Consider the following 26,684-nt stretch of genomic DNA (forward strand, 5'->3'; position numbering starts at 1 on the left):
CTCGTCGAACCTTGCCCTGATCAGGAGCTCGACGACGGCGCGGGGAATGAGGGAGACCGCGATCTGAGCAAGAAATACGAAGCAGCCCAAGAGGTCACACCAACGTGACCACTGACGCAGCGGCGAAGATGAGGGGGACGAGAATCGACATGACCATGGCGCCTTCCACGACTTGTCGGCACCCCCCCCTACATCATCCAGGGGCTAGACGAGGCACCTCAACGGGAAGCGGCTCTCATTGATGCAGCCATAGCACAACTCGCGCCAAAGGAAGCGGCGAATAACCTCGAAAGAGGTTATTCGCCGCTCATGCAAACGTCTTTGTCTCCGCTTGTGCGGCTGCCCGCTACTTGACGGTGTTGACGAGCTTCTGGACGCCGCTCTTGCGCTGGGAGGCCTGGTTCTTGTGGATGATGCCCTTGGAAGCAGCCTTGTCGAGCAGGCGGCCCGCCTTGTTGGCGGCGGTCTGAGCGGCCTGGGCGTCGGAGGCCTCAACGGCGACGTGGACGGCCTTGACGGCGGTCTTGAGCTCGGATCGGACGGCCTTGTTACGCTGACGAGCCTTCTCAGCCGTGATGATGCGCTTCTTCTGAGACTTAATGTTAGCCACGTGCAGTTCCTTTCGCGTCCTGGTATGTGAGGCCTCGGTGCTGAGACACGGTGAGGTCAACTTGCCGAGTATAGCATGACGCTCCTGAGTTCGCTATCATTCTCCCTATGTCTACGAACGATACCTCACATATCCGCAACTTCTCAATCGTTGCGCACATCGACCACGGCAAGTCGACGATCTCCGACCGCATCCTCGAGCTCACCCACACGGTCGAGGAGCGCGACATGACCGCCCAGCTCCTCGACATGATGGACATCGAGCGCGAGCGCGGCATCACGATCAAGAGCAACGCCGTGCGTGTGATGTACGACGCCGACGACGGCCAGACCTACCAGTTCAACCTCATCGACACGCCGGGCCACGTCGACTTCACCTACGAGGTCTCCCGCTCGCTCGCCGCGTGCGAGGGGGCGGTGCTCGTGGTCGACGCCACCCAGGGCGTCGAGGCCCAGACCGTCTCCAACGCAAACTTGGCCATGAACGCCAATCTGGACATCGTGTGCGCCATCAACAAGATCGACCTGCCGAGCGCGCACCCCGAGGAGGTCAAGCAGGAGATCGAGGACGAGCTGGCCATTGACGCCGAGGACTCCGTGTGCGTCTCGGGCAAGACCGGCGCGGGCATCCACGACCTTCTCGAGGCCATCGTCTACCTGGTCTCTCCGCCTGCCGGAGAGGCGGCCGCGCCCCTGAGGGCCCTCATCCTGGACTCCTACTTCGACGAGTACCGCGGCGTCGTGGCCACGGTGCGCGTCTTCGACGGCTCGATCAGGGCCGGCGAGCGTCTCAAGATGATGCAGGCAAACGCGGACTTCCTCGTGGACGGCGTGGGCGTGAGGCGCCCCGCCGAGACCCCCGTCGACGAGCTTGGCGTGGGCGAGGTGGGCTTCGTGGTGACCGGGCTTAAGGACCCCGACGCCGTTCGCGTAGGAGATACCCTCACCTGTGCCGAGCGCCCGTGCGCCGAGCCCCTGCCGGGCTATCGCGAGGCCAAGCCGATGGTCTACACGGGACTGTTCCCCCTGGACAACAAGGAGTACGAGAACCTGCGCGACGCCCTCGACAAGCTCCACGTGAATGACCCCTCGCTCACGTGGGACCCCGAGACGAGCGTGGCCCTGGGCTTCGGTTTTCGCGTGGGCTTCCTGGGCCTCTTGCACATGGAGGTCGTCAAGGAGCGCCTCGAGCGCGAGTTCGGCCTGGGCCTCATCGCCACGAGCCCCTCGGTCGACTATCACGTCTTCACGACGGACGGTCAGATGGTCGAGGTGAGGAGTCCCCAGGACCTTCCCGAGCCCACGCGCATCGAGCGCATCGAGGAGCCCTTCCTCAAGGCCAAGGTCATCGTGCCGCCCGCGTTCACGGGGGCCGTGATGCAGCTCGCCGTCGAGCACCGCGGCGTCACGCAGGACATGGTCTACCTCACGGAGAAGTCCGTGGAGATGCGCTTCGACGTGCCCCTGGCCGAGCTCATCCTGGACTTCTTCGACCAGCTCAAGAGCCGCACCAAGGGCTACGCCTCGCTCGACTACGAGTTCGACGAGTATCGCGCCTCCGACCTCGTGAAGCTTGACATCCTGCTCGCCGGCGAGGAGGTCGACGCCCTCAGCTTCATCGTGCACCGCGACAAGGCCTACGACCTGGGGCGCGCCCTGTGCGACAAGCTCAAGGAGATCATCCCGCAGCAGCTCTTCGAGGTGCCCATCCAGGGCGCCATCGGCAACAAGGTCATCAGCCGCTCGACCGTGCGCGCGCGGCGCAAGGACGTGCTCGCCAAGTGCTACGGCGGCGACATCTCGCGCAAGCGCAAGCTCCTGGAGAAGCAGAAGGAGGGCAAGAAGCGGATGAAGCAGATCGGTTCGGTCGAGGTCCCGCAGGAGGCCTTCCTCGCCGTCCTCAAGGTGGACGACCAGTGACGGAGCCCCCGAGCACCTCAGAGCTGCTGGCCTCACTGGGGCCCGCGGCCGACCTTTCGGCCGCGCTCGCCCCCTTCGCGGCCTGCGCGCGCGGTCTTTCGCTCGTGGAGCGCCTGGCCGCCCATCCCTTTCTCATGGCACCCATGGCCGGCGTGAGCGACGCGGCCTATCGCCTGATGGCACGCGCGGGAGGGGCGCCCCTTGCCTACTCCGAGATGGTCTCGGTCACGGGAATCCACTATGCGAGCGAGAAGACCTGGGAGCTCGTGGACCCCGATCCGGCCGAGCCCGACCTCGCCGTGCAGCTCTTTGGGTCCGACGTGGACCACTTCCGCGAGGCCGCGCGCGCCGCGCGCGAGCGGCTGGGGGCCCGCCTGGCCCTCGTGGACGTGAACATGGCCTGCCCCGTCCCCAAGGTGACGCGCAACGGCGCGGGCTCGGCGCTGCTCGACGACCCCGCGCGCGCGGCCGCCATCGTGGGGGCCCTCGTGGAGGAGCTCGACGTCCCGGTAACGGTGAAGATCCGCATAGGGCGCACCCCACAAAAGATCGTGGGGCCCGCGTTCGCCCGCGCGATGGAGGAGGCCGGCGCTGCGGCCGTCGCGGTGCACGGGCGCTTTGCCTCGCAGATGTATCGCGGGTCGTCAGACGCCGGGCAGATCCGCCGCGTGGCTGAGGCCGTAGGCGTGCCGGTCATAGCCTCAGGAGACGCGCTCGACGCCCCGCGTGCGGCCGCGCTTTTGCGCGAGACGGGCGCTGCGGCCTGCTTCGTCGCGCGGGGCAGCTATGGCAACCCCTGGGTGTTCCGCGACGCTGCGGCCGCGCTCGCAGGCGAGGTCCCCGCGCCGCGCCCGGCCGCGCTGCGCCTGGCGGCCTTCCGCCTGCACGTGCGCCTGCTCGTGGCCACCGGGGCCCACATCGCCCGCGCGCGCAGCCTCGCCGGCTGGTACCTGAGGGGCGTCCCCGACGCCGCCGCCTGGCGCGAGCGCGCCATGCACTGCGTGGGCGTTGATGACTACCTTGCCCTGGCCGACGAGGTCGAGGCCACGCTGTGAGCGGCGTGGCCGCCCTCTACCTGCACCTCCCGTTCTGCCTCAGGCGCTGCGCCTACTGCGACTTTGCCTCCGAGGCCTGCGGCCATGCCAACCCCCTCATGGGCGCCTACGAGCACTCGCTGGAGCGGCTCGTGGGGCAGGCCGCAGACGTGGGGCTTCTCGGCTCCGTTGAGACCGCCTACCTGGGGGGCGGTACGCCCACGATGCTGGGCGCGGAGGCGCTGGGGGCGCTCGTGGGGTGCGTCTGCGCGAGCGGGGACCTTGCCGAGGTCTCCTTCGAGGCCAACCCCGAGTCCCTCACCGACGAGGTGCTCGCCGCCGCGCGCGCGGCCGGGGCCACGCGGGTCTCGGTGGGCGTGCAGTCCTTCGATGACACCGAGCTCCGCGCCCTGGGGCGCGTGCATACCGCCGAGCTAGCCCGCGAGAGGGTCCGCGCCGCCGTGGACGCGGGCCTTGCGACCTCGCTCGACCTCATGTGCGGCATCCCGTACCAGACCGCGGCCAGCTGGGAGTGCTCCCTTGCGGCCGCCGTGGGGCTCGGGGTGGGGCACGTGAGCTGCTATCCCCTCATGATCGAGCCGGGCACGAGGATGGAGCGCCTCTGCGAGACGGGCGCGCTCCCGTGGCCCTCGGACGACACCGAGGCCGATGACATGGAGGCCGCCGAGCGCGTGCTTGGTGCGGCAGGCCTTCGCCGCTACGAGGTCGCGAGCTACGCCCTCCCGGGGCAGCGCTGCCGCCACAACGAGGCGTACTGGACGGGTGTCGAGTACCTGGGGCTGGGCACCGCCGCGGCGAGCATGCTTGGGCGGGCGAGCTACGAGGCCCTCCGCCGCGCATGCCCCTTCCTGCCCGCGGCCCGGCAGGGCGCGGCGCGCCTGCGCCTCACGCTGACGAGCCCCACCCGCGCGATCGCTGCGGCCGCAGGCTTCGCCGAGCTCACCTTCGACGTGGAGCAGCTGAGCGCGCGGGAGGCCGTGGCCGAGGACCTCATGCTCGGCCTGCGCATGACCTGCGGCGTGGGGCCAGACCTCCTCGGCCGTGCGCGCGAGGCCGTGGGAGCCTCTGCGCTCGACACGGCCGTCGAGGCGGCGACCGGGCGCGGCCTGGTCCGCTGGGAGGACGGTCGCCTCGCACCGACCGAGCGCGGCTGGCTCATGGGCAACGAGCTCTACGGGCTCTTCTGGGACCTCGCGTCGTAGGCGGGCTCTGGGCTCCGGCCGTCCGGTTGACCCCTCGGGGCGCGAACGGCGCCGGCATCCGCGCCGCGCGATGACGGCGCCTGTGCGGGTGGCCCCGCCTCCTACCCTAGAGGCACTCTCACCCCCCCATACAGGAGGCCGCCATGCTACGAGACGCAGAGAAGACGATCGGCAACCTGATCGACAAGCAGCGCGCTGCCTTTATCAGCTCGGTGGACGAGGACGGCTTCCCCAACACCCGGGCCATGCTCCCGCCGCGCAAGCGGGTCGGGATTAAGACCCTGTACTTCTCGACGAGCACTTCGTCTGCGAAGGTGGGGCAGTACCGAGATAGCCCCAAGACCTGCGTCTACTTCTGCGGCCGGCGCTTCTTCAGGGGCGTCATGCTGAGGGGGACCGTCGAGGTGCCGGAGGACCCCGACGCCAAGAGGATGATATGGCGGGTGGGGGACCGGCAGTACTACTCCAGGGGCGTGACGGATCCCGACTTCTGCGTCCTCAAGTTCACCGCCACGCAGGGCGGCTACTACGCGAGCTACAAGTCCGAGAGCTTCCCGATCTCCGACCCCGCGGTCTAGCGCACCTGCGTCTGCGTTCCGGCGGGAACGTCGCCCAGGTGGCGCTTGTCCCTTCTTGCCAGCCCCATCACGAGAAGTACGAGGCCGAGCGCCATGGCAGAGAAGCTGAGCGCGGCGGAGACGGTGTCAAAGTCGGTATAGATGCCCCGAATTGTCCCGATGTGCCCCAGCTGCCAGGGCAAGAACTTGACGAGGTTTCTCAGCAGGCTCGCGCCAAAGCTCTTGTGGGCGTAGTGCAACTTGAGCTCGGCTACCCGCTTGCCCAGGCGGCCCGTGACGGCTACCTGCCCGACCACGAGGACACCACGATGAGCATCCCCGCGGTGCCGGGCTTCGAGTGCGCGAAAGTCCGTCCGATTCGACGAGAAGAGCGACCTTCTCGCCAGAGTTTTCCCAGTTGGCATCCTGGCATGGGACGCAGCTGTCACCGACTTTCGCGCACTCGAAGCTGAAAGCCTGGCCGTGCGGCACCCGTTAGTGCTAGGGTGAGCATCGCGTCGACAACTGCATAGCAGGGGAGCCAGCGAAGCGCGTGCGCGTGCAGCGGCGGCTGAGAGGGGACACGCCATGTCCCGACCCTTGAACCTGATATGGGTAATGCCAACGAAGGGAGACATCATGACGCAGATGGACGCTGCACGTGCGGGGACCGTCACCACCCAGATGAGGCAGGTCGCAGACGACGAGCGCGTGGAGCCTGAGCTCGTGCGCGCCGGCGTGGCGGCCGGGCGCATCGCGATCCCGGCCAACGCCCGCCACGTGGAGCTGGGCCTGCACGCGCACGGCGTGGGCGCGGGCCTGCGCACCAAGGTCAACGTGAACCTGGGGATCTCAGGAGACATCGCCAACGCGCCGCAGGAGTGGGAGAAGGTCAGCGTCGCCGAGAAGCACGGCGCCGATGCGATCATGGACCTGTCCAACTCCGGCAAGACCCGGGCGTTTCGCCGCCAGCTCATCGAGCAGACCCCGCTCATGGTGGGCACGGTGCCCCTCTACGACGCCATCGGCTACCTGGACAAGCCGCTCGTGGAGCTCACGGGCGACGACGTCCTGCGCGTCGTTGAGGCGCACGCGGAAGACGGTGTGGACTTCATGACCATTCACGCGGGCTTCAACCGGCGCGTGCTCGATACCTTCCTCGAGACCAAGCGCCTCGCCAACATCGTGAGCCGCGGCGGCAGCCTTATCTTTGGCCTCATGATGACCACGGGTGCCGAGAACCCCTTCTACGAGCGCTTCGACGACCTCCTCGCGATCCTCGCCGCCCATGACGTGACCATCTCTTTGGGCGACGCCATGCGCGGCGGCTGCACCCATGATGCGACGGACGCCTCCGAGGTGGCCGAGCTCGTGGAGCTGGGCAAGCTCACGCAGCGCGCCTGGGACGCCGGCGTGCAGGTGGTCGTCGAGGGGCCAGGCCACATGGCGCTCGACGAGGTCGCGGCCAACATGAAGCTCGAGAAGCGCCTGTGCCACGACGCCCCCTTCTACGTGCTGGGGCCCCTCGTGACCGACGTCGGGGTGGGCTACGACCACATCACGGCCGCGATCGGCGGCGCCGCGGCGGCCGCTGCCGGGGCCGACTGGCTGTGCTACGTGACGCCCGCCGAGCACCTCAAGCTCCCCGACGTGAACGACGTGCGCGAGGGCCTCATCGCCACGCGCATCGCGGCGCACGCAGGCGACATCGCCAAGGGGATCCCCGGTGCCCGTGCCATAGACGACAAGATGAGCGACGCCCGCAGGCGCGTGAGCTGGGACGAGATGTTCGACTGCGCCCTGGACCCCGAGCGTGCCCGAGAGGTTCTGGCAACGGCTCCTCCCGAGGCGGAGGGCACCTGCACGATGTGCGGCAAGATGTGCGCCGCGCGCACGGTGAACCGCATCATGGAGGGCCTGACGGTCGACCTGGGCCTGGACGAGGGCGCGCCGGCTGCCGCAGACGCCGCGGCCCCGACCGCCACCCAGCCCGCCGCCGCGGGCCAGGGGCGGTGAGCGCGACCATGAAGAGCAGCGCCCCTTCCTTCCTGTGCACGGCCGCCGACGAGGTCAGGGCCGCAGGCCCGCTCGTCCACTGCATCACCAACTACGTGACGGTCAACGACTGCGCCAACGCGGTTCTCGCCGTGGGCGCGAGCCCGATCATGAGCGACGAGCCCGCCGACGTGGCCGACATCACGAGCGTCTGCGGGGGCCTCGACCTCAACATCGGGACCCTGAACGTCCGCAGCGTCGAGGGCATGCACGCGGCGGGTGCGCGCGCCGCCGAGCTGGGCCACCCGATCGTGCTCGACCCCGTGGGTGCGGGCGCCTCCGCGCTGCGCACGCGCACAGCCGTCGAGCTCCTGGGGACGCTCCCCGTGAGCGTCGTGCGGGGCAACATGAGCGAGGTGCGCGCGCTCGCCGGCGCCAGCTCCTCCACGCGCGGCGTGGACGTGGGCGCCGCCGACGCGGTGGGCGAGAAGAACCTCGACGCGAGCGTCGCCCTGGTGCGCGAGCTCGCGGCCAAGGCGGGCTGTGCCATCGCCGTGACCGGCGCGATCGACGTGGTCGCCGATGCCGAGCGGGCCTTCGTCGTCCGCAACGGCGTGGCCCTCATGGGCAAGATCACGGGTTCGGGTTGCATGCTCTCGGCCACGACGGTCGCCTACGCCGTGGCCCACGTCGACCCGCTTGAGGCGGCGGTCGCCGCCGTGGCCTCCATGGGGCTGGCCGGCCAGGTCGCGGCCGGGCGCATGGGGCCCTCCGACGGCAACGGGAGCTTTCGCACCTACCTGCTCGACGCCCTCTACAATCAGACCGGCGCGGAGCTGGCCGCGGGTGCCCTCGTCGAGGAGGTCCTCTAGCATGGCCGCTGCAGAGCTCGCGGTCGCAGGCCCGCAGGACCGCGGTCGCTGGAGCGCCGAGGACATCCGCCGCGCGCTGCTGCTCTATGCCGTGACGGACCGCTCCTGGCTGGCCGGCCGCACGCTCGCCAGCTGCGTACGCGCGGCACTCGCGGGAGGCGCCACCTTCGTGCAGCTGCGCGAGAAGCGCGCTGCCCCCGCCGATGCCCTCGCCCTTGCCCGCGAGCTGGCGGGCGTCTGCCGCGCCGCGGGCGTCCCCTTCGTGGTCGACGACGACATGGAGCTCGCCCGCGAGGCGGGTGCCGACGGTGTCCACGTGGGCCAGGGTGACACGTCCTGCGCCGAGGCTAGGCGCGCCCTGGGGCCAAACGCCATCGTGGGGGTCTCGGCCCAGACGGTGGACCAGGCCCTGGCCGCCGAGCGTGACGGTGCCGACTACCTGGGCGTGGGCGCGCTGCACCCCACCGCCACCAAGCCCGACGCTGCAGACGTCGCGACCGAGGGGCTCCGTCGCATCTGCGCGGCCGTCTCCATACCGGTCGTGGGCATTGGCGGCATCGACGCGCGCAGCGCCACCGGGCTCGCGGGCACCGGCGTGTGCGGCGCCGCGGTGGTGAGCGCCTTGTTTGCCGCCTCCAATGTCGAGGTGGCGGCGCGCGACCTGCGCGTCGTGCTCGCCCGGGCGGTGGGGGCATGAGCGCCGGGCAGGACGCGGGCCCGTCTGCCGGGCAGGCCGGGCACGTCTCTGTGCACGCGTCCCTCTCGCTGCCGGCCGTCCTGTCCGTGGCCGGGTCGGACTGCTCGGGGGGCGCGGGCGTCCAGGCCGACCTCAAGACCATCGGCGCCTGGGGCCTCTACGGTATGTGCGCGCTTACGGCCCTCACGGCGCAGAACACCTGCGGCGTGGCGGGGGTGGCGGCCGTTGCCCCGGAGTTCGTCGAGGCCCAGATAGACGCCGTCTTCGATGACATACCCCCGGCGGCCGTGAAGGTGGGGATGGTGGGGGAGGCCGCCGCCTGCTCCGCCGTGGCCCGCGCGCTGGCCCGGCGCGGCGCGGCCAACGTCGTGGTCGACCCCGTGATGGTGGCCACGAGCGGCTCTGCGCTCGAGGACTCGGCCGCCGTGCGCGCCCTCGTCGAGGAGCTCCTCCCCCTGGCGGACGTGGTGACCCCCAACCTCGCCGAGGCGCAGGCCTTAAGCGGGGTCTCCATCCAGGACGCCGCCGACCGCCGCGCCGCCTGCGAGCGCGCGGCCGAGAGGATCGCCTCCCTCACGCCCGGCGCCGTCCTCGTGAAGGGCGGCCATGCCACCGGCGACGCGAGCGACCTTCTGCGTCTGGCCGACGGCACCCGGGTGTGGATTGAGGGCGCGCGCGTGGACAACCCCAACGCCCACGGCACGGGCTGCACGCTCTCCTCGGCCATCGCCTGCGGCCTGGCGCGTGGGGCGGGCGCCGAGGACGCGGTGCGCGCGGCCAAGGCCTATGTCACGGGCGCCCTCGCGGCAGGGCTCGACCTGGGGCGCGGCTCAGGGCCCCTCGACCACTTCTGGAAGGTGCGGCAGGAGGGCTCCTTCTCGGCCTTTGTGTAAGGGTTTTGCTCGCCAGCCACGCCCGCAGCGTCGTCGCTTGAAACTGCGGCGGCGTTGCGGCATGCTCTGAAGGCTTGTAGCAAAAGACGTATCGAGTGGAGGGTGCCATGCCGGGCAAGCGCACCGAGGTCATAAGCTGGGACGAGTTCTTCATGAAGGCCGCCATCGCGGCGAGTCAGCGCAGCAAGGATCCCAAGACGCAGGTCGGGGCCTGCATCGCCGACACCAACCAGCGCATCCTGTCGGTGGGCTACAACGGCACGCCCCGCGGCCTCGACGACGACGAGTTCCCCTGGGGCACCACCGACGACCCCCTGCACGACAAGCACAACTACGTGATCCACGCCGAGGCCAACGCGATCCTCAACTACCGCGGCTCTCTCAAGGACATGGCGCACGCCACGGTCTACGTCACCCTCTTCCCCTGCCACGAGTGCGCCAAGACCCTCGTGCAGGCGGGCATCGGCGAGGTCGTCTACCTCGACGACAAGTATGACGGCACGCTGGACAATCGCATCGCCAAGAACATCCTCACGCGCTGCAAGGTGAGCTACCGGCAGGTGGAGCTGTCCGAGGGCTAGGGCCCGCCCCGTCGCGTGTGCCTTTTCGCAAGGCCGCGACCAGCGTTTGAGAGGGCGCCGCTCGGGATATACTTGTGGAGTCTGTGCCGACCAACAACGGGAGACCCACCCCATGGCATCCATGAACGACAAGGACTACTACGCGCTTCTCGGCGTGGAGAAGGACGCCTCGCAGGACCAGATCCGCAAGGCGTTCCAGACCAGGGCGAGAAAGCTCCACCCGGACGTGAACAAGGAGCCCGACGCCGAGGAGCGCTTCAAGGAGGTCTCCGAGGCCTACGCGGTCCTCTCCGACCCCGACAAGCGCAAGCGCTACGACGCGATGCGCTCCGGCTCGCCCTTCGGCGGCTACGGAGCCCCCACGAGCCCGCAGGGCTACGGATCGGACCCGTTCGGCGGGGCCAGCCCGTTCGGGTGGGGGCCGTTCGGCGGGGGCTTCGGCGGGGCCGCCTCGAGGCGCCGCTCACGCTCGTACAACCCCCGCGCGGGCACCGACGTGGCCTACGAGCTCACGGTCGACGCCGCCGCAGCGGCCAAGGGCGTCCGGCGCGGCGTCACCTACCAGCGCTACGGCACCTGCGAGGTCTGCCATGGCTCCGGCTCGGTCGAGGCGGAGCACTCGGAGACCTGTCCCACCTGCGGCGGCTCCGGGCGCATAACCGTCGACACGGGCCTGTTCGGCGTCATGGCCATGACCTGCCCCGAGTGCGAGGGCACCGGTCGCGTCGTGGCCGACCCGTGCCGCGCCTGCGGCGGCTCCGGGCGCACCCTCACGGCGAGCGAGGTCGTGGTCGACGTGCCCGCGGGCTCGCACGACGGCGACGAGGTCCGCGTCGCCGGCATGGGCAACGCGGGCACCAACGGCTCGTCGGCCGGCGACTTCGTCTGCCGCGTCTGCGTGCCCGAGGAGCGCCTGGAGCGCACCCAGGCCAGCGGCTTCAACCTCATCGGCTTCGCCGTGCCCTTCGCCGTGCTCGGCCTTCTCACCTCGACCCTGTCCTCCATGACCTTCATCGTGGGCGTGCCGCTCGTGGTCGGCCTGTACCTCGCGCTGCGCGGCGGCATACGCCACCAGGGGCGCTGGTGGAGAAACGCCGGCATCGCGGTGCTCAACGGCGCCTCCAACGGCCTCGCGCTGGCCGTGTTCCTGGTGCTCATGCTCTCGTGCACCTCGGGCCTCGGCCGCGGGGGCTATGGGGGCTACGGCCTCTACTAGGGGAGGACCGGGGGCCGCACGCCTGCGCGGGGTCCCGCAGTGAAACGATCAGATCGATTCGGGAGTGGGAACGTGGAACCAAAGAATGACTACTACGAGGTGCTCGGGGTCTCTCGCGACGCCGACGCCAAGACGATCAAGCGCGCGTTTCTGAAGAAGGCCCGCAAGCTGCACCCGGACGTCTCCGACGCCCCCGACGCCGAGGAGCGCTTCAAGGAGGTCAACGAGGCGTACTCCGTGCTCTCCGACGATCAGAAGCGCTCCAATTACGACCGCTACGGCGACCCAAACGGGCCCGCTGGCTTCGGGTCGGACTACGTGGACGTCTCTGACATCTTCGGGGGAGGCGGCTTCGGCTTCGGGGACATCTTCGACTCCTTCTTCGGCGGCGGCTCCGCCGGCAAGGGTGCCTCCGCCCGCACCCGCGGGCGCGACATGGGGATTCGTCTCACGATTACCCTCGAGGAGGCCGCGGCGGGCTGTCACAAGACCGTTGCCTACGAGCGGCTCGCCCCCTGCGAGGACTGCGGCGGCACGGGCGCGGCCGAGGGCGGGCGGGCGCGCACCTGCGAGCGCTGCCACGGCACGGGTCGCGTCGTGGAGGCCCAAAGGACGATCTTCGGCCAGATGCAGACGCAGGTGAGCTGCCCGGTCTGCCACGGCCAGGGGCAGGTCATCGACCGCCCCTGCGAGACCTGCGACGGCCAGGGCCGCGCCCCCTCGCGCGAGAAGGTCGAGGTCCAGGTCCCCGCGGGCGTCCACTCCGGGCAGTCCCTCACGGTGGAGGGCAAGGGCGAGGCCGGCGTGCGCGCGGACGCGAGCGGCGACCTCGTCGTGAGCGTCGAGGTCGCGGACAACGAGCGCTTCGAGCGCCGCGGCGATGACCTCTACTGCACCGTCGGGGTCGACTCCCTGCAGGCCGTCGTCGGCACGACGGTCACGATCGACGGCATCATGGAGGGCGAGCGCGCCACCGTCGAGGTGCCGGCGGGCTGCCAGTTCGGCCAGCAGGTCGTGGTGGAGCGCCGGGGCATGCCGCGCATGGGCATGATCGCCCGCGGTAACCTGGTCGCGGTCGTCCAGGTCCAGACCCCGCGCGACCTGACCAAGAAGCAGCTGCTCGACGTCGCGGCGCTCGTGGCCGACCGCGCCCTCGACGCGCATGGCCCCGCCGCGGACGCGTCCGCGGCCGAGGCCAAGGGCGAGTCGGCCGCCGCCGACGCCGCTGCGGAGCACTTTGCCAAGGAGCGCTGGCGCGCGCCCAAGAACCCCTTCAAGGGCGCCGGCAAGGCCGCCCGGTGAGTCCGTCCGCCGAGCCCCCGGCGCGGCCCTCGTCAACCTCGGGTGTCGGGTCAACCGCGTCGGGCTCGACCTCATGGCCCAGGAGCTCGAGCGCGCGGGCGTGCGCCTCGTGGCCGCGGTCGCGGCCGCCGTCGTGATCGTGAACACCTGCGCCGTCACCGGTGAGGCCGAGGCCACGGCGCGCGAGACCCTGCCCGACGTCGTCCTGGGCACCAACCTCATCGTGGGCTTTCCCGGCGAGACGGACGAAGAGTTCGAGCGCTCGCGCGCCTTCTGCGCCGAACGCGCGCGGCGGGCCCACGCCCTTGCCCGCGAGCTTCGCCTCATCGAGGCGCGCCCGGACGTCACCCCCGTGGACGTCCCGAGGTGAAACGAGCCGCGTTTGCGGCTATCATCACAGGGAGCGGAACGGTTCGCGCGTCGCCACAGGAGGAGCATGGAGCCAACCCAGGTTCGTCTCACCATACCGGACTCAGTCGACCCGACCAGGCTCATGGGCCCCGCCGACTCCCTCCTGCGCCGCATCGAGGAGGGCTTCGACGTCCTCATACACGTGCGAGGCAGCAAGATCACGGTCGCGGGGGCGGTCGACGAGGTCGAGCGGGTCACCTCGGTGTTCTCGCGCCTCATACAGCTCGTCGAGGCGGGGCAGGCCCCCACGGCAGACGACGTCGACCTGCTCGTCGACCAGGCGCGCCATGGGGCCGAGGTCTCGGGCGTGGGCACGGGCGACGTCCTCCTGTCGCATCGCGGCGGCGCGATCCGCCCCAAGACGGTCGGGCAGAAGCGCTACGTCGAGGCCATCCGGGACAACGCCGTCACCTTCGGCGTGGGGCCCGCGGGCACCGGCAAGACCTACCTGGCCATGGCCATGGCCGTCTCCGCGCTCGGCCGGCGCGAGGTGGGCCGCATCGTGCTCGCCCGGCCGGTGGTCGAGGCGGGGGAATCCCTGGGGTATCTGCCGGGAACGCTCCAGGACAAGCTCGACCCCTACGTGCGCCCGCTCTACGACGCCCTGTTCGACCTGTGCGACCGCGACCGGGCCAACGCGCTCATCGACGACGGCGCCATCGAGGTCGCGCCGCTCGCCTTCATGCGCGGGCGGACCTTCAACGATGCGTTCGTAATCCTGGACGAGGCCCAGAACACGACGCCCGAGCAGATGAAGATGTTCCTCACGCGCCTGGGCTTCTCATCCAAGTTCGTGATCACGGGCGACGCCTCCCAGCGCGACCTGACGGGCGAGGGAGGCCTGGAGTCGGCGCGGCGCGTGCTGGCGGGCCTCGACGACGTCTCCTTCGTCGACCTCGACCGCAACGACATCGTCCGGCACACGCTCGTCGCGCAGATCGTGGACGCCTACGCGCGCCTGGAGTCCGACGCGACGCCCGTCGCGGCGACCTCCGACCGGAAGGGGGGTGCGCGTGGATAACGAGTACGACCTCTCCTGTGACGAGGGCGTCGAGTCCCCGCTCGCCGACGACCAGATCTGCTCCCTGTGCGATCTCGTGCTCGCCGAGGAGGGCGTGCGGCGCCCCTGCATGGTCTCGATCTCGCTCGTGGGCGAGGAGCGCATCCGGGAGCTCAACGCCTCCTGGCGCGGCTGCGACCGCGCGACCGACGTGATCTCGCTCGAGTGCGAGCGGCCGGACGATCCCGCGCTCGCCCCCGACGAGCCCTGCGAGCTGGGTGACGTCGTGCTCGCACCGGCCTACATCGCGCGTCAGGCGGCCCTCTTCGGGACCACACCCGCCGACGAGCTCCGCCTGCTGCTCGTGCACGGCCTTCTGCACCTGCTCGGCTACGACCACCTCGACGAGGACAGCGCCGAGGCGATGGAGGTCCGCGAGGAGGCCCTTCTCGCCAAGGCGGGCACGGACAAGGCGATCGGCCGCGTCGTGCTCACGCGCCACCGGGAGGGGATCGACGAGTGATTCCCGGATCCAACAGGGACCATCCCGACTTCAGGCGGAGCTTCCTGTTCGCCCTGCAGGGCCTGCGCACGGCCGTGTCCACCGAGCGCAACATCAAGGTCATGCTCGCCGTGGGCACCTGCGCGGTGGTGGCCGGGCTCGTGCTTCGGATAGACCTTCTGAGCTGGGCCGTCATACTGCTGTGCTGCGGGACGGTCATCTCGGCCGAGCTCCTCAACACGGCGATCGAGACGGTGGTCGACCTCGTGTCGCCCGAGTTCCACCCGCTCGCCGGCCGGGCCAAGGACATCGCCGCCGCCGCGGTCTGGGTGCTCTGCCTCGTCGTCGGCGTCGTCGGCCTCGCCGTCTTCGCCCACGCCATCGTCGCCTAGGAAGTCCGCTCGAGAAGAGAAGAACGGGGCCCGGCCCCGGGAGGGTCTTGCATGAACGAGAAGAACGTCGTGTTCGCGAGCGGGTTCGTGGCCCTGGTGGGCCGTCCCAACGCCGGCAAGTCCACGCTGCTCAACGCCTGCGTGGGCGAGAAGCTCGCCATCACGAGCCCCGTCGCCCAGACCACGCGCCGCCGCATGCGCGCCGTCGTGAACACCGACCACTCCCAGCTCGTGATCATCGACACGCCGGGCCTGCACAAGCCCAAGGACGCGCTCGGAAGCGAGCTCAACCGCTCCGCCCTGGGCGAGCTCGCCGGCGCCGACGTCGTGGCCCTTCTCGTGGACGCCACCAAGCCCGTGGGCACCGGCGACGCCTGGGTCGCCAGGCACGTCGCGGCCTCGTCGGCCCCCTACAAGCTCCTCGTGCTCACAAAGGCCGACGTGGCGGGCCCCGAGCAGGTGGCGGCCCAGCTCGCGGCCGTGCGGGACCTCGTCGAGCTCAATGACGAGCTCGTGGTCTCGGCGAGGGAGGGCTTCAACGTGGACGCCTTCGTCGAGCTCGTCTCGGCCCACCTGCCCGAGGGCCCCCGGTGGTTTCCCGAGGGCATGGACGTCGACGCCACGCCGGAGGACCTCGTGGCCGAGTTCGTGCGCGAGAAGCTCTTCTGCAACCTGCGCCAGGAGCTGCCGCACTCGGTCGGCGTGCTCTGCGACGGCCTGGAGTACGCCGATGACGGCCACGCCTCCATCGAGGTGACCGTCCTCGTGGAGCGCGAGGGTCAGAAGGCCATCGTCGTCGGCCACGGCGGCCAGATGATCAAGCGCGTGGGCGTCCAGGCGCGCCGTGACATCGAGCGGCTCCTGGGCTGCAAGGTCTACCTGGACCTCAAGGTGCGCGTGGCCCCGCAGTGGCGCCGAGACGAGCGCGAGATCCGCCGCCTCGGCTACTCCTCGGAGGACTAGACGTGGCCGGCCGGCACACCTACCGCACGCGCGCCATCGTGCTCGGCCGCACCAAGCTCGCCGAGACGGACCTCATCTTGACTCTGCTGTGCGAGGGGGGAGCCGAGGCCCGCGCCGTCGCCAAGGGGGCCCGCAAGCCGGGCGGCCGCCTCGCCGCGCGCGTCGAGCTCTTCTGCGAGACGGACTTCCTCCTGGCGTCCGGCCGCTCGCTCGACGTGGTGGCGGAGGCGTCGCTCGTCGAGCCCCACGCAGAGCTGCGCGGCGACTACGAGCGCGTGTCCGCCGCGAGCGCTGTGGCCGAGGCGGCACGTCTCACCTGCTTCGGCGGGGCCGAGGACGGCTTTCTGTACCCCCTGTGCTCCCGCGCGCTCAAGGCCTGCGAGCAGGCGGGCGACCAGGCCCACCTCGACCTCGTCGTGTCCGCCTACGTGATGAAGGTGCTCGCGCACGGCGGCTGGCGCCCCGAGCTCGATCGGTGCTGCGCCTGCGGTGACGAGGCGACGACCTTCTTCTCGGCCGCGGCGGGCGGGGTCCTGTGCGAGAGCTGTGCGCGCGAGGTGGCCGGTGCCGAGCCGATGGGGGCCGGACAGCTCGCCTGGCTACGCGCCCTCATCGCGTGCACCTTCGACGAGCTGCTCGCCGCCGAGGTGGACCCCGAGACGGCCGTCTTCCTGCTCGGCTGCTCCCACGTCTGGGCCGCCACGCACCTTGACGCCCGCCTGCGCGCCCTCGAGTTCATGCTGAGCGCCTGACGGCGGGCCCGCGGGTGGTGCTGCGGCCCCGCGCTCAGCGCGCGTGGGCGCGGATGGCGTCGCGCAGCCAGGTGGCCGCCCCGTCCGCGGCCCGGTCGTAGTAGGCGCGGAAGCGCTCGTCGGCAACGTAGGACTCGGCCAGGCCCCGGTGCGCCTCGGCGCTGCAGGAGGGCCAGGTGAAGCCGAGCCAGTCGCGGTGGAGCTCGCAGAGGCGCGCCCCGGCCTCGCCTGCGGGGTCGGCCCCGTCACGCACGGCGCATGCGAGCTCGTCGAGGATCCGCCCCTCGAGCCCACGCCACCTCCGGTAGTCCTCCTGGCCCATGTCGCGCACCCTGCCCCCGCCCTTTTCGGCGGCCTCGTCGCCGAAGCGCTCGCGCACCTCGGCCCCAAAGCGCCTCTCGTTGTCCTCCACCAGCTGGTGCTTGAGCCCCTCGAACTTCTCCTCGTCCGTCATGGGACGTCCCCCCTCCTCGTGGTCGAGCGTGCGCTCGACCGTCTCTATGAGCGCATCGAGGCGCTCCCGCTCAGCCCGCAGGCCGAGGAGGTGGGCGGAGAAGGCCGCGCGCCGCTCCTCGGGGGAGCAGGACAGAAGCGGCGCGACGTCGCGCACGGCCACCCCCAGGCTCCGCAGCAGCAAGATCTCCTGGAGCCGGTCGACCTCGGCCGGCCCATAGCGGCGGTAGGCGCTCTGCGCGTCGCGGGCGGGGGACAAAAGCCCCCTCTCCTCGTAGAAGCGCAGCGCGCGCACCGTGGTCCCGGCCAGACGCGCGAGCTCGCCTATGCGATAAGCCCCTTCTCCCATGACCAGCCCTCTCCTCTCTGATGGCGAGAGGAGCGTAGGCCCCTCCGCTGCGTACGGGTCAAGCGCGCGGACTCATTTTTTTCGAGTTTGGGTTCGCCGGAGCTGAGAAATCGGTGGCACGCGGGGCGTGCACAACTTAAAGCCGAGGAAATTCTCTGGACCCGGTCACGACGTGAACCCAAACCCAGATCGGGGTTTGGGTTCGAGGTGAGCAGCCTCCCCGGCTCCGTATTTTCGTTTTCGCAGGTAATCAGGGACTTCTCCCGCGTGTGCCCTGGCCAATGAGCGTCCCGCGAACCCAAACCCGAAAAGAGGGGGGAGGGGGCCGCCGGAACCTACGCCACCGAGCGCACGATGCCGAAAAAGAGGGGCGCCGACGTCGTCAGGTCCACGATCGCGTAGGCGAACGGCCGGTCGAGCGTCACGCGCCGGGGCTCGGTGGCGTCGACCTCGGCCGAGGTCCCCACCATCTCGACGACCGTGGCGGCCCCCGCGCGGGTGCCTCGCTCGTTGACGTCGACGTGGGTCTTGTGCAGCACGCGCCCCAGGGCGAGGCCGCTGCCGTCCTTCGCGCGCGCCATAGCCGAGAAGTCCGCGCGCTCGGCGTCGAAGGCGTCCCCCATCCCCATCCCGACGAGGGGGTCGGCGAGGTCGGCCTCCCAGTCGTAGGAGAACTTGGGCAGCGAGGCCACGACCCTCGTGGCCTCGGCCGACGCGAGCCCCGCGCACCAGGCGGTGGCGTCGAGCGCGTCGAGGAGCTCCGCGGGGTCGTGCCCCTCGGCGGGGAGCAGCCCCACGAAGCCGAGCGTCCCTCCCTCGTAGGCCTTCACGAATCCCGTGGCTCCCGCGAGCTCGAGGTAGGAGCCCTCCTCCGCGCGCAGGTACGAGGCGCTCTGCGCGGAACCGTCGGCCGCGGCGAAGGTCCCGTCCTCGATCTGGTCCGTGGTGTAGGGATCGGCCCAGTTCGCGTCGAGCGCGAGCGCGTTCACCAGGTAGAGCTGGGCGTGGACGGGAATCTGGTCGAGGACGTCGGTGACCATTGCGTCGGTCTCCTCGCTCACCCAGTCGTTGATCTGCCGGACGGTGGCGTCGTCGAAGGGTGCCTGGTAGACGTCCGCGCCCAGCGTGTCGGCGTTCTTCTGCAGGAACTCCCGCTCGACCTCGTAGCCCTCGCGGACCCAGACGGAGTTGGCCAGGCGCAGCTGGTCGCCGACAGACGTGGCGAGCGCGCCCAGGCTGGCCCCAAGCGCGTCCGCCGGGCCTCCGAGCACCTCCTCCATCTGAGAGAGCGTGGTCCCGGCGGCCCCGTTGGCAGCGAGCGTGAGGGCCATCTGGGCCGAGAGGGGGGAGACGAGCAGGTTGCTCGCGCCGTCGTCGGACGCGCAGGCGAGGGCGAGGCCAAAGCCGCAGAGCGCACCGACGCTGGTCGCCACCTGCGCGGGGCCCGCGGAGTCGTCCGCGGCGCGCGTGACGCCGGCCATGAGGTCGGCCGCCTCCGTCGCGTCGTCTCGCGGCTCCTCGCAGCCCGCGGTCGCAAGCGAGGCCGTCGCGAGCGCCATCGCCGCTAGGAAGTCTCTTCTTCTCATGGTCACTGCCCTTCTCGTCTCGGTTTTCTCCATGGTAGGGGAGAAGGCACGGTCCCCTGGCGTAAAATTGGCGAGGAGGCATCGGAGCGCCCCCGGCTCGCGCGCCTCGTTCGAGCACGTCATGTGTGCTTTCCGCGCGCCTCTCGCCCGTGTGCTACACTTCATCGGTCAATACCCCGTACCTGGAGGCCCGCCACCACCTGACGGCCATCCCAGTTCGGGGCGAATCTCTGTGAAAGGTGGTTCTACCATGGCAGTCACCAAGGAGCGCAAGGCCGAGCTCATGGCCCAGTACGGCAAGGCCGAGGGGGACTCCGGCTCGGCCGAGGTTCAGGTCGCCCTGCTCACCGAGCGCATCAGGGGCCTCACCGAGCACATGAAGTCCCACCCCAAGGACTTCCACACCCGTCGCGGCCTCCTCATGCTGGTCGGCAAGCGTCGTCGCCTGCTCTCCTACATCAAGCGCAACGACATCGAGGCGTACCGCGCGCTCATCAAGAGCCTCGGCATCCGCGACAACATCCAGTAAACGGGTCATTCGGAGGGCGCCTGCGGGCGCCCTTCTGTTGTGCGCCCGAGACAAGCGAGGGCGCGCCGCGGGCATCCGCCCGCAGACGGCCCGCCTGCAATGGGGCAGGCGGAGATAAGGGAAAACAAATGGCAAAGGTTACACACGAGTTCGACCTCTACGGAAAGCGCTACGCCCTGGAGACTGGCGAGCTGGCCAAGCAGGCCACCGGGGCGGTCCTCGTCAGGAGCGGCGACTCCACCGTCCTGCTCACTGCGGTGGTCTCCAAGGAGCGCAAGGACTACGACTTCTTCCCGCTCACGGTCGACTTCATCGAGAAGATGTACGCCGTGGGGCGCATCCCCGGCGGCTACCTCAAGCGCGAGGCGCGCCCGTCCGAGAAGGCCACCCTCACGGCCCGCATGATCGACCGCCCGCTGCGCCCGAGCTTCCCGGCCGGGTTCAGAAACGAGGTTCAGGTCGTGGCCACCACCCTCGTGGCCGACCAGGTCAACCCGGTCGACACCATCTGCGTCATGGCCGCCTCTGCGGCGCTCACCGTGGGAGGGGTGCCCTTCGAGGGACCGCTCGCCTGCGTGCGCATCGGCCGTGACCGCGACACCCGCGAGTTCATCGTGAACCCGACCTACGAGGAGCGCGACCACTCCGACCTCGACCTCGAGCTCGGCGGCTCGGCCAGCTTCATCTCCATGCTCGAGGCCGGTGCCGACGAGATCTCCGAGGATGACATGCTCGCCGCCATGTCCTTCGGCCAGGAGGCCATCGCGGCCTTCTGCGAGCAGGAGAAGGCTTTCTTCGCCAAGGTCGAGGCGGCCAACGGCCCCATCCAGCAGCGCTCCTACGTCCTCGACGAGCCCACGCCTGAGCTCCACGACCGCGTCTTCGCCCACTACGCCGAGATGGAGGCCGCCCTCAAGGACGCCGACAAGCTCAGCCGCATCTCCAAGGTCGAGGCCCTGAAGGACGCTATCAAGGCCGAGTTCACCGAGGACGAGCAGGCTCGCTGGAGCCGTGCCATTCCCGTGGAGCTCAAGGCCCTCGAGAAGCACGCGATGCGCCTCATGGTCGTCCAGACCGGCGAGCGCGTGGACGGGCGTGCGAACGACGAGGTGCGCCCCCTCATGGTCAAGCCCGACTACCTGCCGCGCGTCCACGGCTCTGGCCTGTTCCAGCGCGGCCAGACCCAGGTCTTGTCGGTGGCCACCCTCGGCATGCTCAATGAGTGGCAGCGCCTGGACACCATCGAGCCCGTCGACGGCAAGCGCTACATCCACCACTACAACTTCCCGCCGTACTGCACCGGCGAGACCGGCCGCATGGGCACGCCCAAGCGCCGCGAGATCGGCCACGGCAACCTCGCCGAGCGCGCCCTTCTCCCGGTGATTCCCTCGGCCGACGACTTCCCCTACACGATTCGCGTGGTCTCCGAGGTCATGGAGTCCAACGGCTCCTCCTCGATGGCATCGACCTGCGGTTCCACGCTCGCTCTCATGGACGCTGGCGTGCCCCTCGAGAGGCCCGTCTCCGGCGTGGCTATGGGCCTCATCCAGGAGGAGGGCAAGACTGTCGTCCTGACCGACATCCAGGGCCTCGAGGACTTCCTCGGCGACATGGACTTCAAGGTTACCGGCACCACCAGGGGCATCACGGCCATGCAGATGGACAACAAGGCCACCGGCCTCACGCCCGAGATCTTCCGCCGCGCGCTCGCCCAGGCGCACGAGGGCCGCATGTTCATCCTCGACGCCATGCTCGATCAGATCTCCGCGCCGCGCGAGAGCCCCAAGGAGTGCGCGCCCCAGATTATCAGCCTGCAGATCCCCACGGACAAGATTCGCGACGTCATCGGAAGCGGCGGCAAGGTCATCCGCGGCATCCAGGAGGACACGGGCGCCACGATCGACATCCAGGAGGACGGCAGCGTCTTCATCGCCGGCGTCGGCGGCGCGGGCGAGGCCGCGGCCGAGCGCATCAAGGCCATCGTCAAGGTCCCCGAGGTGGGCGAGGAGTACGCCGGCCGCGTCGTGGGCATCCAGCCCTTCGGCGCCTTCGTCGAGCTCCTGCCCGGCAAGGACGGCCTGCTCCACATCAGCCGCGTCGCCAAGGGCCGCGTGGACAAAGTCGAGGACGTCCTTAACATCGGCGACGAGGTGCGCGTCCGCGTCCTCGAGGTCGACGAGAAGGGCAAGATCTCGCTCGACCGCATCGACAAGCCTGATGCCCCCGCGGGCTCCGGCCACGGCAGCGACCACGGCAACGGCGCGAGCCACGCCGGCGAGGGCGAGCGTCCCCGCCGCGAGCATCGCGCGCACCGTCGCCCGGGCGACCGAGGTGAGTCCGGCTCGAACGGCAACGGTGGCGAGAGGCGTCAGCCGCGCCGTCACCACGACGCGTAGGACGCGCATCGCGCAGCGACGCTGACAGGCGGGGCCGGGTTTCCTCAGGGGCCCGGCCCCGCCCTCTTTGCGTGCGACGGGGCGAGGGAGCGTTGAGCGCGGCAGGCGGCAGGATTTCATGAGGGGGTCTCGTGGAAGGCCCCGCGCGCGGGCGCGTCTCGTCTACAATAGAAAAACATGCGCTCAGGCGCTTCGTCTCGCAAGGATACGGGGGCGGGTCAGCTCCGCCTTCCGTCTTATAGCTCTGACCACACGCTCCACGAAAGGAACCATACCGCAATGCCCAAGAAAGACACCGCGCTCAGGATCATCCCGCTGGGAGGCCTGGACGGCATAGGAAAGAACATGACCGCCTTCGAGTACGGAGACGACATGGTCCTCGTCGACGCCGGCCTCATGTTCCCCGACGACGACCAGCCCGGCATCGACCTCATCCTGCCCGACTACACCTACGTCCTCGAGAACGAGGACAAGCTTCGCGGCATCATCATCACGCACGGTCACGAGGACCACATCGGCGCCCTGCCGTACCTGCTCGCCGACCTCACCCGTAAGGTCCCCATCTTCTCGAGCAAGCTCACTCTCGGCATGATCGAGGGCAAGCTCTCCGAGTTCCCGAGCGTCAAGGCGCCCAAGTACCGCGAGGTCACCGACGGCTCCACGATCACCCTCGGGGCCTTCACCATCTCCCTGTTCAGGATGACCCACTCGATCCCGGCCGCGCTCGGCGTGTTCATGTCCACGCCCGCCGGCACCGTCCTGCACACGGGCGACTTCAAGCTCGACCAGACGCCGATCGACGGGCAGCAGCCCAACTACCACGCCATCAACCAGTTCGGCGCGCAGGGGGTCGACCTCCTGCTCTCCGACTCGACCAACGCCACCAGGCCCGGCTTCACGCCGTCCGAGTCCGCCGTGGGCCCGGCCCTGCGTCACATCATCAAGAACGCGCCCGGCCGTGTCTTCGTGGCCTCCTTCTCGAGCCACATCCACCGCCTGCAGCAGATCTGCGACGCGAGCGTGGCCGTGGGCCGCAAGGTCGTCGTCACGGGCCGCTCCATGCTCACCAACACCAAGGTGGCCCGCGAGCTCGGCTACCTCAACATCGCCGACGACGACATCGTCGACGCCTACGACATCGACCGCGTCCCCGACGAGAAGATCGTCGTCATGTGCACGGGGTCTCAGGGCGAACCCCTCTCGGCGCTCGCGCGCATGGCCAACGGCGAGCACAAGTCCCTCTCGATCCACGAGTCCGACACCGTGATCATCTCGGCCACGCCCGTCCCGGGCAACGAGAAGAGCGTCCAGGCGATCGTGAACGCGCTCTCCAAGATCGGCTGCGACATCTACGACAAGAACCGCGCCCTGGTGCACGTCTCGGGCCACGGCTCCTCCGAGGAGCTCAAGCTCATGCTCGCCATGGCGCAGCCGCGCTACTTCATGCCGGTCCACGGCGAGGCCCAGCACCTGCGTGCCCACGCCGCCCTGGGGCGCGCGTCCGGCATCCCCGAGGACCGCATCTTCATCCTCGACAACGGCGACTCGCTCGAGATGGTCAAGCACAAGGTCCGTCGCGGCCACGCCGTGGAGTCGGGCGTCGTCTACGTGGACGGCGGCACCGTCACCGAGGCCAACCCCGTGGTCCTGCGCGACCGCGACAAGCTCGCCCAGGACGGCGTGGTCACCTGCACGGTCGTGCTCTCCAAGCGCGGCCGCTCGGCCACGGTGGAGATTGCCAGCCGCGGCGTCGCGGCCTCGACCGACGAGATGCTCGCCGCCGAGGGCCAGAGGCTCGTGCGCGCCCAGGTCGACAAGCTCGTGGGCTCCGGCGCTGCCAACGTCGACGCGCTCAGGCGCGGCGTGCGCAACTCCCTGTCCAACCAGCTCTGGAGCAAGACGCACGCCCGCCCGATGATTATCCCGGTCGTGATGGAGGTCTAGATGCCTTCCAAGCGCACCGCACAGGCAGCACAGGGGCGCGCGCGCAACAAGGCGCGCGGCGGCGGGTCCAAGGGCTCGGCCGCCGCGCGCACGCGCACGCTCACCCCGATGCAGAGCGACATCCTCGGCGTGACCCTGGCCGTCGTGGCCGTGGCCCTGCTCGTCTCGCTCGTGGCGCCCTCGTCGGCGCCCCTGACGAGCGCGGTCCACGACGCCCTTGCGCTGTCCTTCGGCGCCGCGGCCCTGCTCGTGCCCCTCGCGCTGTTCGCCTTTGCGATGACGTTCTTCCTGGGTGACGAGAAGGGCGTCTCGGGCCGCATCGCCCTGGGGCTCACCCTCATCGTCTGCGCGGTGCTCGCGCTGCTCTCCTTGAATCTCTCGGGGGCCGTGGCCTCGCCCGCACTCGTCTTCACACCCGCGGCGGCAGCCCTCGCGGGCGGCTACGTGGGCGGTGCCATCGCCTGGGCCCTGCTCGAGGCCGTGGGGCAGCTCGTGGGCAACGTGCTTCTCGTGGGCGTGATCGTGGCCGGCGTCGTGATCTGCGGCTTCTCCATCTCGGGGGCCGTGGCCTCCGCGCGCGCGCGGATCTCCCACGTAGCCTCAGCGCGCCACGAGCGTGCCGAGGAGCGCCGCTCCCAGGCCATCATCGACGCCGCGGCGGACGAGGACACGCCCCTCGCCCCCGGACAGACCGTCGCCGCGCGCCCGCAGGGCTCCCTGTTCGACGAGGCGGGCGAGGGTGCCACGACCTTCATCGGCGACCGCAAGACGACGGTGCTCAGGCGCGGCCGCGCCAAGCTCCTGTCCCAGGACGACGCCCCCGCCGCCGACGAGGCCCCCACGACGCTGCTCGACGTGGGCGAGCCCATCGCGGACGGGGGCAAGGGCGACGCGGGCAGCCTCCCGGCGTTTCTGCGCGGGGGCGCCGCAAAGGCGGGGGGGGATGACAGCGCCCCCAAGACGCGCAAGGCCCCCAAGTCCTCCAAGGCGGCCGTCATCGAGCCGCCGCACGAGGTCTCGCGCCCCGGCGACGCCGACGAGTCCTACGAGCTGCCGCCCCTCTCGATCCTGCGCAAGAACGCGGAGTTCAAGGGCTCCTACGCCGACGACGCGGAGCTCCGCCGAACCGCGGAGAAGCTCCAGGGCACCCTCGAGGAGTTCGGGCTCACCTCCCGGGTCGAGGGCTGGATCGCCGGCCCCTCGGTCACCACGTTCAAGATCTCGATGGGTGAGGGCGAGCGCGTGAGCAAGATCGTCAACCTCGAGGACGACATCGCCCTGTCCCTAGCCGCCAAGTCGGTTCGCATCTTTGCCCCCATCCCCGGCACCTCTCTCGTGGGCATCGAGATCCCCAACGAGAAGCCCCAGCCGGTCTTTCTCTCCGACGTGCTCCCATACGCCAAGGGAGGGCCCCTCGACTGCGCCTTCGGCCGCGACTCCGAGGGAAGGCCGATCGTCGTCGACCTCGCGGGCCTGCCGCACCTGCTCGTCGCTGGCACCACGGGCTCGGGCAAGTCGGTCCTGCTCAACGCCATCATCATGTCGATCCTCATGCGCGCCACCCCCGATCAGGTGCGCCTGATCATGGTCGACCCCAAGCGCGTCGAGTTCACGGGCTACGCGGGCCTGCCCCACCTCTACGTGCCCGTCGTCACGGAGCCCCGCCAGGCCGCGAGCGCCCTGCAGTGGGGCGTGACCGAGATGGAGCGCCGCCTTAAGGTCTTCGAGCACTACAAGGTCCGCGACATCAAGACCTACAACGGCAACGTCGACGGCGACAAGTACGTCGAGATGGAGAACCCGCCTGCGCACATGCCGTACTTCGTCATCGTGATCGACGAGCTCGCGGACCTCATGATGGTGGCCGGCAAGGACGTCGAGTCCTCGATCGTGCGCATTGCCCAGCTGGGCCGCGCCGCCGGCATCCACCTGATCGTGGCCACCCAGCGCCCCTCGGCCGACGTGGTCACGGGCCTCATCCGCGCCAACATCGACAACCGCGTGGCCCTCTCGGTCGACAACTCGATCAACTCTCGCATCATCCTCGACCAGAAGGGCGCCGAGCAGCTCTTGGGCAGGGGGGACATGCTCGTCAAGCTTCGCGGCAAGAAGCCCCGTCGCGCCCAGGGCTGCTGGGTCTCCGACGAGGAGATCGAGCAGACCGTCGCGTTCGTGCGCGACCAGGTCACGGCCGACTACCACGAGGACATCCTCACCGCCGTGGTCCCCAACGCCCCCGGGGCGAGCGAGCCAGGGGCCCCCAAGGACGACGACCCACTCGTCTGGGAGGCGGCCCACATCGTCGTGGACTCCCAGCTCGGCTCCACCTCGGGGCTGCAGCGCGCGCTGTCGGTGGGCTACGCGCGGGCGGGAAGGATCATGGACATGCTCGAGGCGAAGGGCGTGGTGGGGCCCGCCAACGGCTCCAAGCCGCGTGACGTCCTCATGGACAAGGACGGCCTCGAGGACCTGAGGGTCGCCGAGGAAGCCTATAGGGAGGTGCAGTGA

General features: G+C 70.0%; 25 protein-coding genes. 21 read left to right on the top strand and 4 right to left on the bottom strand.

The annotated features are described in order from the left end of the window. Positions 1–346 precede the first annotated feature (346 nt). A complete protein-coding gene (rpsT, locus tag INP52_RS04520; RefSeq protein WP_194372754.1) occupies positions 347–610 on the bottom strand; it encodes a 30S ribosomal protein S20 in 264 nt (87 codons plus the stop codon). 107 nt (positions 611–717) lie between these two features. Here rpsT and lepA point away from each other — a divergent pair, with 107 nt between their 5' ends. From lepA to INP52_RS04540, 4 genes are all read left to right on the top strand, one after another. Next, positions 718–2,529, top strand: coding sequence for a translation elongation factor 4 (lepA, locus tag INP52_RS04525; RefSeq protein ID WP_194372755.1), 1,812 nt, complete (start codon positions 718–720; stop codon positions 2,527–2,529). Beyond that, positions 2,526–3,584: a tRNA dihydrouridine synthase gene (locus INP52_RS04530; protein WP_228478419.1), complete on the top strand. Its 1,059-nt coding sequence runs from the start codon at positions 2,526–2,528 to the stop codon at positions 3,582–3,584. Before lepA ends, INP52_RS04530 begins: the two co-directional genes overlap by 4 nt. Continuing rightward, positions 3,581–4,786 (top strand): coproporphyrinogen-III oxidase family protein, encoded by a 1,206-nt coding sequence (locus tag INP52_RS04535; protein WP_194372756.1) that lies wholly within the window; start codon positions 3,581–3,583, stop codon positions 4,784–4,786. Before INP52_RS04530 ends, INP52_RS04535 begins: the two co-directional genes overlap by 4 nt. Positions 4,787–4,929: 143 nt before the next feature. Further along, positions 4,930–5,364 (top strand): pyridoxamine 5'-phosphate oxidase family protein, encoded by a 435-nt coding sequence (locus INP52_RS04540; protein WP_194372757.1) that lies wholly within the window; start codon positions 4,930–4,932, stop codon positions 5,362–5,364. Here the strand turns inward: INP52_RS04540 and INP52_RS04545 are convergent. Further along, on the bottom strand, positions 5,361–5,660 hold the full coding sequence (locus tag INP52_RS04545; protein ID WP_194372758.1) for a hypothetical protein: 300 nt from the start codon (positions 5,658–5,660) through the stop codon (positions 5,361–5,363). The two genes, INP52_RS04540 and INP52_RS04545, sit on opposite strands and share 4 nt — an antisense overlap. A gap of 322 nt (positions 5,661–5,982) precedes the next feature. Here INP52_RS04545 and thiC point away from each other — a divergent pair, with 322 nt between their 5' ends. The 13 genes from thiC (at position 5,983) to recO (ending at position 16,919) form a co-directional block, all read left to right on the top strand. Next, positions 5,983–7,359, top strand: a complete 1,377-nt coding sequence (gene thiC / locus INP52_RS04550) for a phosphomethylpyrimidine synthase ThiC (protein WP_194372759.1) — start codon at positions 5,983–5,985, stop codon at positions 7,357–7,359. A gap of 8 nt (positions 7,360–7,367) precedes the next feature. Further along, positions 7,368–8,210: a hydroxyethylthiazole kinase gene (thiM, locus tag INP52_RS04555; protein WP_194372760.1), complete on the top strand. Its 843-nt coding sequence runs from the start codon at positions 7,368–7,370 to the stop codon at positions 8,208–8,210. A gap of 1 nt (position 8,211) precedes the next feature. Continuing rightward, positions 8,212–8,907 (top strand): thiamine phosphate synthase, encoded by a 696-nt coding sequence (gene thiE, locus INP52_RS04560; protein WP_194372761.1) that lies wholly within the window; start codon positions 8,212–8,214, stop codon positions 8,905–8,907. Then, positions 8,904–9,800 carry a bifunctional hydroxymethylpyrimidine kinase/phosphomethylpyrimidine kinase gene (gene thiD, locus INP52_RS04565; RefSeq protein ID WP_194372762.1) on the top strand — a complete coding sequence of 299 codons (897 nt, stop codon included), beginning with the start codon at positions 8,904–8,906 and terminating at the stop codon, positions 9,798–9,800. The genes thiE and thiD overlap by 4 nt, the downstream gene beginning before the upstream one ends. Before the next feature lie 107 nt (positions 9,801–9,907). Next, complete coding sequence (locus INP52_RS04570) at positions 9,908–10,381, top strand: deoxycytidylate deaminase (RefSeq protein ID WP_194372763.1); 474 nt, start codon at positions 9,908–9,910, stop codon at positions 10,379–10,381. Positions 10,382–10,493: 112 nt separating this feature from the next. Continuing rightward, the gene (locus tag INP52_RS04575) at positions 10,494–11,597 is read left to right on the top strand and encodes a DnaJ domain-containing protein (protein ID WP_194372764.1); all 1,104 of its coding nucleotides are present in this window, start codon (positions 10,494–10,496) and stop codon (positions 11,595–11,597) included. Between the two features lie 72 nt (positions 11,598–11,669). Then, positions 11,670–12,899 (top strand): molecular chaperone DnaJ, encoded by a 1,230-nt coding sequence (dnaJ, locus tag INP52_RS04580; RefSeq protein WP_194372765.1) that lies wholly within the window; start codon positions 11,670–11,672, stop codon positions 12,897–12,899. Next, on the top strand, positions 12,835–13,269 hold the full coding sequence (locus tag INP52_RS04585) for a hypothetical protein (protein ID WP_228478420.1): 435 nt from the start codon (positions 12,835–12,837) through the stop codon (positions 13,267–13,269). The genes dnaJ and INP52_RS04585 overlap by 65 nt, the downstream gene beginning before the upstream one ends. Positions 13,270–13,335: 66 nt before the next feature. After that, on the top strand, positions 13,336–14,331 hold the full coding sequence (locus tag INP52_RS04590; protein WP_194372766.1) for a PhoH family protein: 996 nt from the start codon (positions 13,336–13,338) through the stop codon (positions 14,329–14,331). Further along, positions 14,324–14,833 (top strand): rRNA maturation RNase YbeY, encoded by a 510-nt coding sequence (ybeY, locus tag INP52_RS04595; protein ID WP_194372767.1) that lies wholly within the window; start codon positions 14,324–14,326, stop codon positions 14,831–14,833. Before INP52_RS04590 ends, ybeY begins: the two co-directional genes overlap by 8 nt. Continuing rightward, on the top strand, positions 14,830–15,204 hold the full coding sequence (locus INP52_RS04600; protein WP_194372768.1) for a diacylglycerol kinase family protein: 375 nt from the start codon (positions 14,830–14,832) through the stop codon (positions 15,202–15,204). Before ybeY ends, INP52_RS04600 begins: the two co-directional genes overlap by 4 nt. 51 nt (positions 15,205–15,255) lie before the next feature. Then, on the top strand, positions 15,256–16,167 hold the full coding sequence (gene era / locus INP52_RS04605) for a GTPase Era (protein ID WP_194372769.1): 912 nt from the start codon (positions 15,256–15,258) through the stop codon (positions 16,165–16,167). 2 nt (positions 16,168–16,169) lie between these two features. Next, positions 16,170–16,919, top strand: a complete 750-nt coding sequence (recO, locus tag INP52_RS04610; RefSeq protein WP_194372770.1) for a DNA repair protein RecO — start codon at positions 16,170–16,172, stop codon at positions 16,917–16,919. A 34-nt stretch (positions 16,920–16,953) separates the two neighbouring features. On the opposite strand, the gene INP52_RS04615 is transcribed toward recO, so the two are convergent. Beyond that, positions 16,954–17,721, bottom strand: a complete 768-nt coding sequence (locus INP52_RS04615) for a MerR family transcriptional regulator (protein WP_194372771.1) — start codon at positions 17,719–17,721, stop codon at positions 16,954–16,956. Between the two features lie 335 nt (positions 17,722–18,056). Beyond that, a complete protein-coding gene (locus tag INP52_RS04620) occupies positions 18,057–19,307 on the bottom strand; it encodes a serpin family protein (protein WP_194372772.1) in 1,251 nt (416 codons plus the stop codon). A 250-nt stretch (positions 19,308–19,557) separates the two neighbouring features. On the opposite strand from INP52_RS04620, the gene rpsO reads away from it, so the two are divergent. The 4 genes from rpsO to INP52_RS04640 all read left to right on the top strand — a co-directional run bounded on the left by rpsO (position 19,558) and on the right by INP52_RS04640 (position 26,684). After that, positions 19,558–19,836 carry a 30S ribosomal protein S15 gene (gene rpsO, locus INP52_RS04625; RefSeq protein WP_194372773.1) on the top strand — a complete coding sequence of 93 codons (279 nt, stop codon included), beginning with the start codon at positions 19,558–19,560 and terminating at the stop codon, positions 19,834–19,836. Between the two features lie 128 nt (positions 19,837–19,964). Further along, positions 19,965–22,232, top strand: coding sequence for a polyribonucleotide nucleotidyltransferase (locus tag INP52_RS04630; RefSeq protein ID WP_194372774.1), 2,268 nt, complete (start codon positions 19,965–19,967; stop codon positions 22,230–22,232). A gap of 279 nt (positions 22,233–22,511) precedes the next feature. Continuing rightward, a complete protein-coding gene (locus tag INP52_RS04635; protein ID WP_194372775.1) occupies positions 22,512–24,176 on the top strand; it encodes a ribonuclease J in 1,665 nt (554 codons plus the stop codon). Then, positions 24,177–26,684: a DNA translocase FtsK gene (locus INP52_RS04640; protein WP_194372776.1), complete on the top strand. Its 2,508-nt coding sequence runs from the start codon at positions 24,177–24,179 to the stop codon at positions 26,682–26,684.

Origin of the sequence: Thermophilibacter immobilis, from assembly GCF_015277515.1 — a bacterium.
GTDB classification, from domain to species: domain Bacteria; phylum Actinomycetota; class Coriobacteriia; order Coriobacteriales; family Atopobiaceae; genus Thermophilibacter; species Thermophilibacter immobilis.

What these genes read in the sequence shown, in the direction of transcription:
- lepA (WP_194372755.1), top strand. Translation starts at nt 718, where the DNA reads ATGTCTACGAACGATACCTCACATATCCGCAACTTCTCAATCGTTGCG.
- INP52_RS04540 (WP_194372757.1), top strand. Translation starts at nt 4,930, where the DNA reads ATGCTACGAGACGCAGAGAAGACGATCGGCAACCTGATCGACAAGCAG.
- thiC (WP_194372759.1), top strand. Translation starts at nt 5,983, where the DNA reads ATGACGCAGATGGACGCTGCACGTGCGGGGACCGTCACCACCCAGATG.
- thiM (WP_194372760.1), top strand. Translation starts at nt 7,368, where the DNA reads ATGAAGAGCAGCGCCCCTTCCTTCCTGTGCACGGCCGCCGACGAGGTC.
- thiE (WP_194372761.1), top strand. Translation starts at nt 8,212, where the DNA reads ATGGCCGCTGCAGAGCTCGCGGTCGCAGGCCCGCAGGACCGCGGTCGC.
- thiD (WP_194372762.1), top strand. Translation starts at nt 8,904, where the DNA reads ATGAGCGCCGGGCAGGACGCGGGCCCGTCTGCCGGGCAGGCCGGGCAC.
- INP52_RS04570 (WP_194372763.1), top strand. Translation starts at nt 9,908, where the DNA reads ATGCCGGGCAAGCGCACCGAGGTCATAAGCTGGGACGAGTTCTTCATG.
- INP52_RS04575 (WP_194372764.1), top strand. Translation starts at nt 10,494, where the DNA reads ATGGCATCCATGAACGACAAGGACTACTACGCGCTTCTCGGCGTGGAG.
- INP52_RS04590 (WP_194372766.1), top strand. Translation starts at nt 13,336, where the DNA reads ATGGAGCCAACCCAGGTTCGTCTCACCATACCGGACTCAGTCGACCCG.
- era (WP_194372769.1), top strand. Translation starts at nt 15,256, where the DNA reads ATGAACGAGAAGAACGTCGTGTTCGCGAGCGGGTTCGTGGCCCTGGTG.
- INP52_RS04615 (WP_194372771.1), bottom strand. Translation starts at nt 17,721, where the DNA reads ATGGGAGAAGGGGCTTATCGCATAGGCGAGCTCGCGCGTCTGGCCGGG.
- INP52_RS04620 (WP_194372772.1), bottom strand. Translation starts at nt 19,307, where the DNA reads ATGAGAAGAAGAGACTTCCTAGCGGCGATGGCGCTCGCGACGGCCTCG.
- rpsO (WP_194372773.1), top strand. Translation starts at nt 19,558, where the DNA reads ATGGCAGTCACCAAGGAGCGCAAGGCCGAGCTCATGGCCCAGTACGGC.
- INP52_RS04630 (WP_194372774.1), top strand. Translation starts at nt 19,965, where the DNA reads ATGGCAAAGGTTACACACGAGTTCGACCTCTACGGAAAGCGCTACGCC.
- INP52_RS04635 (WP_194372775.1), top strand. Translation starts at nt 22,512, where the DNA reads ATGCCCAAGAAAGACACCGCGCTCAGGATCATCCCGCTGGGAGGCCTG.
- INP52_RS04640 (WP_194372776.1), top strand. Translation starts at nt 24,177, where the DNA reads ATGCCTTCCAAGCGCACCGCACAGGCAGCACAGGGGCGCGCGCGCAAC.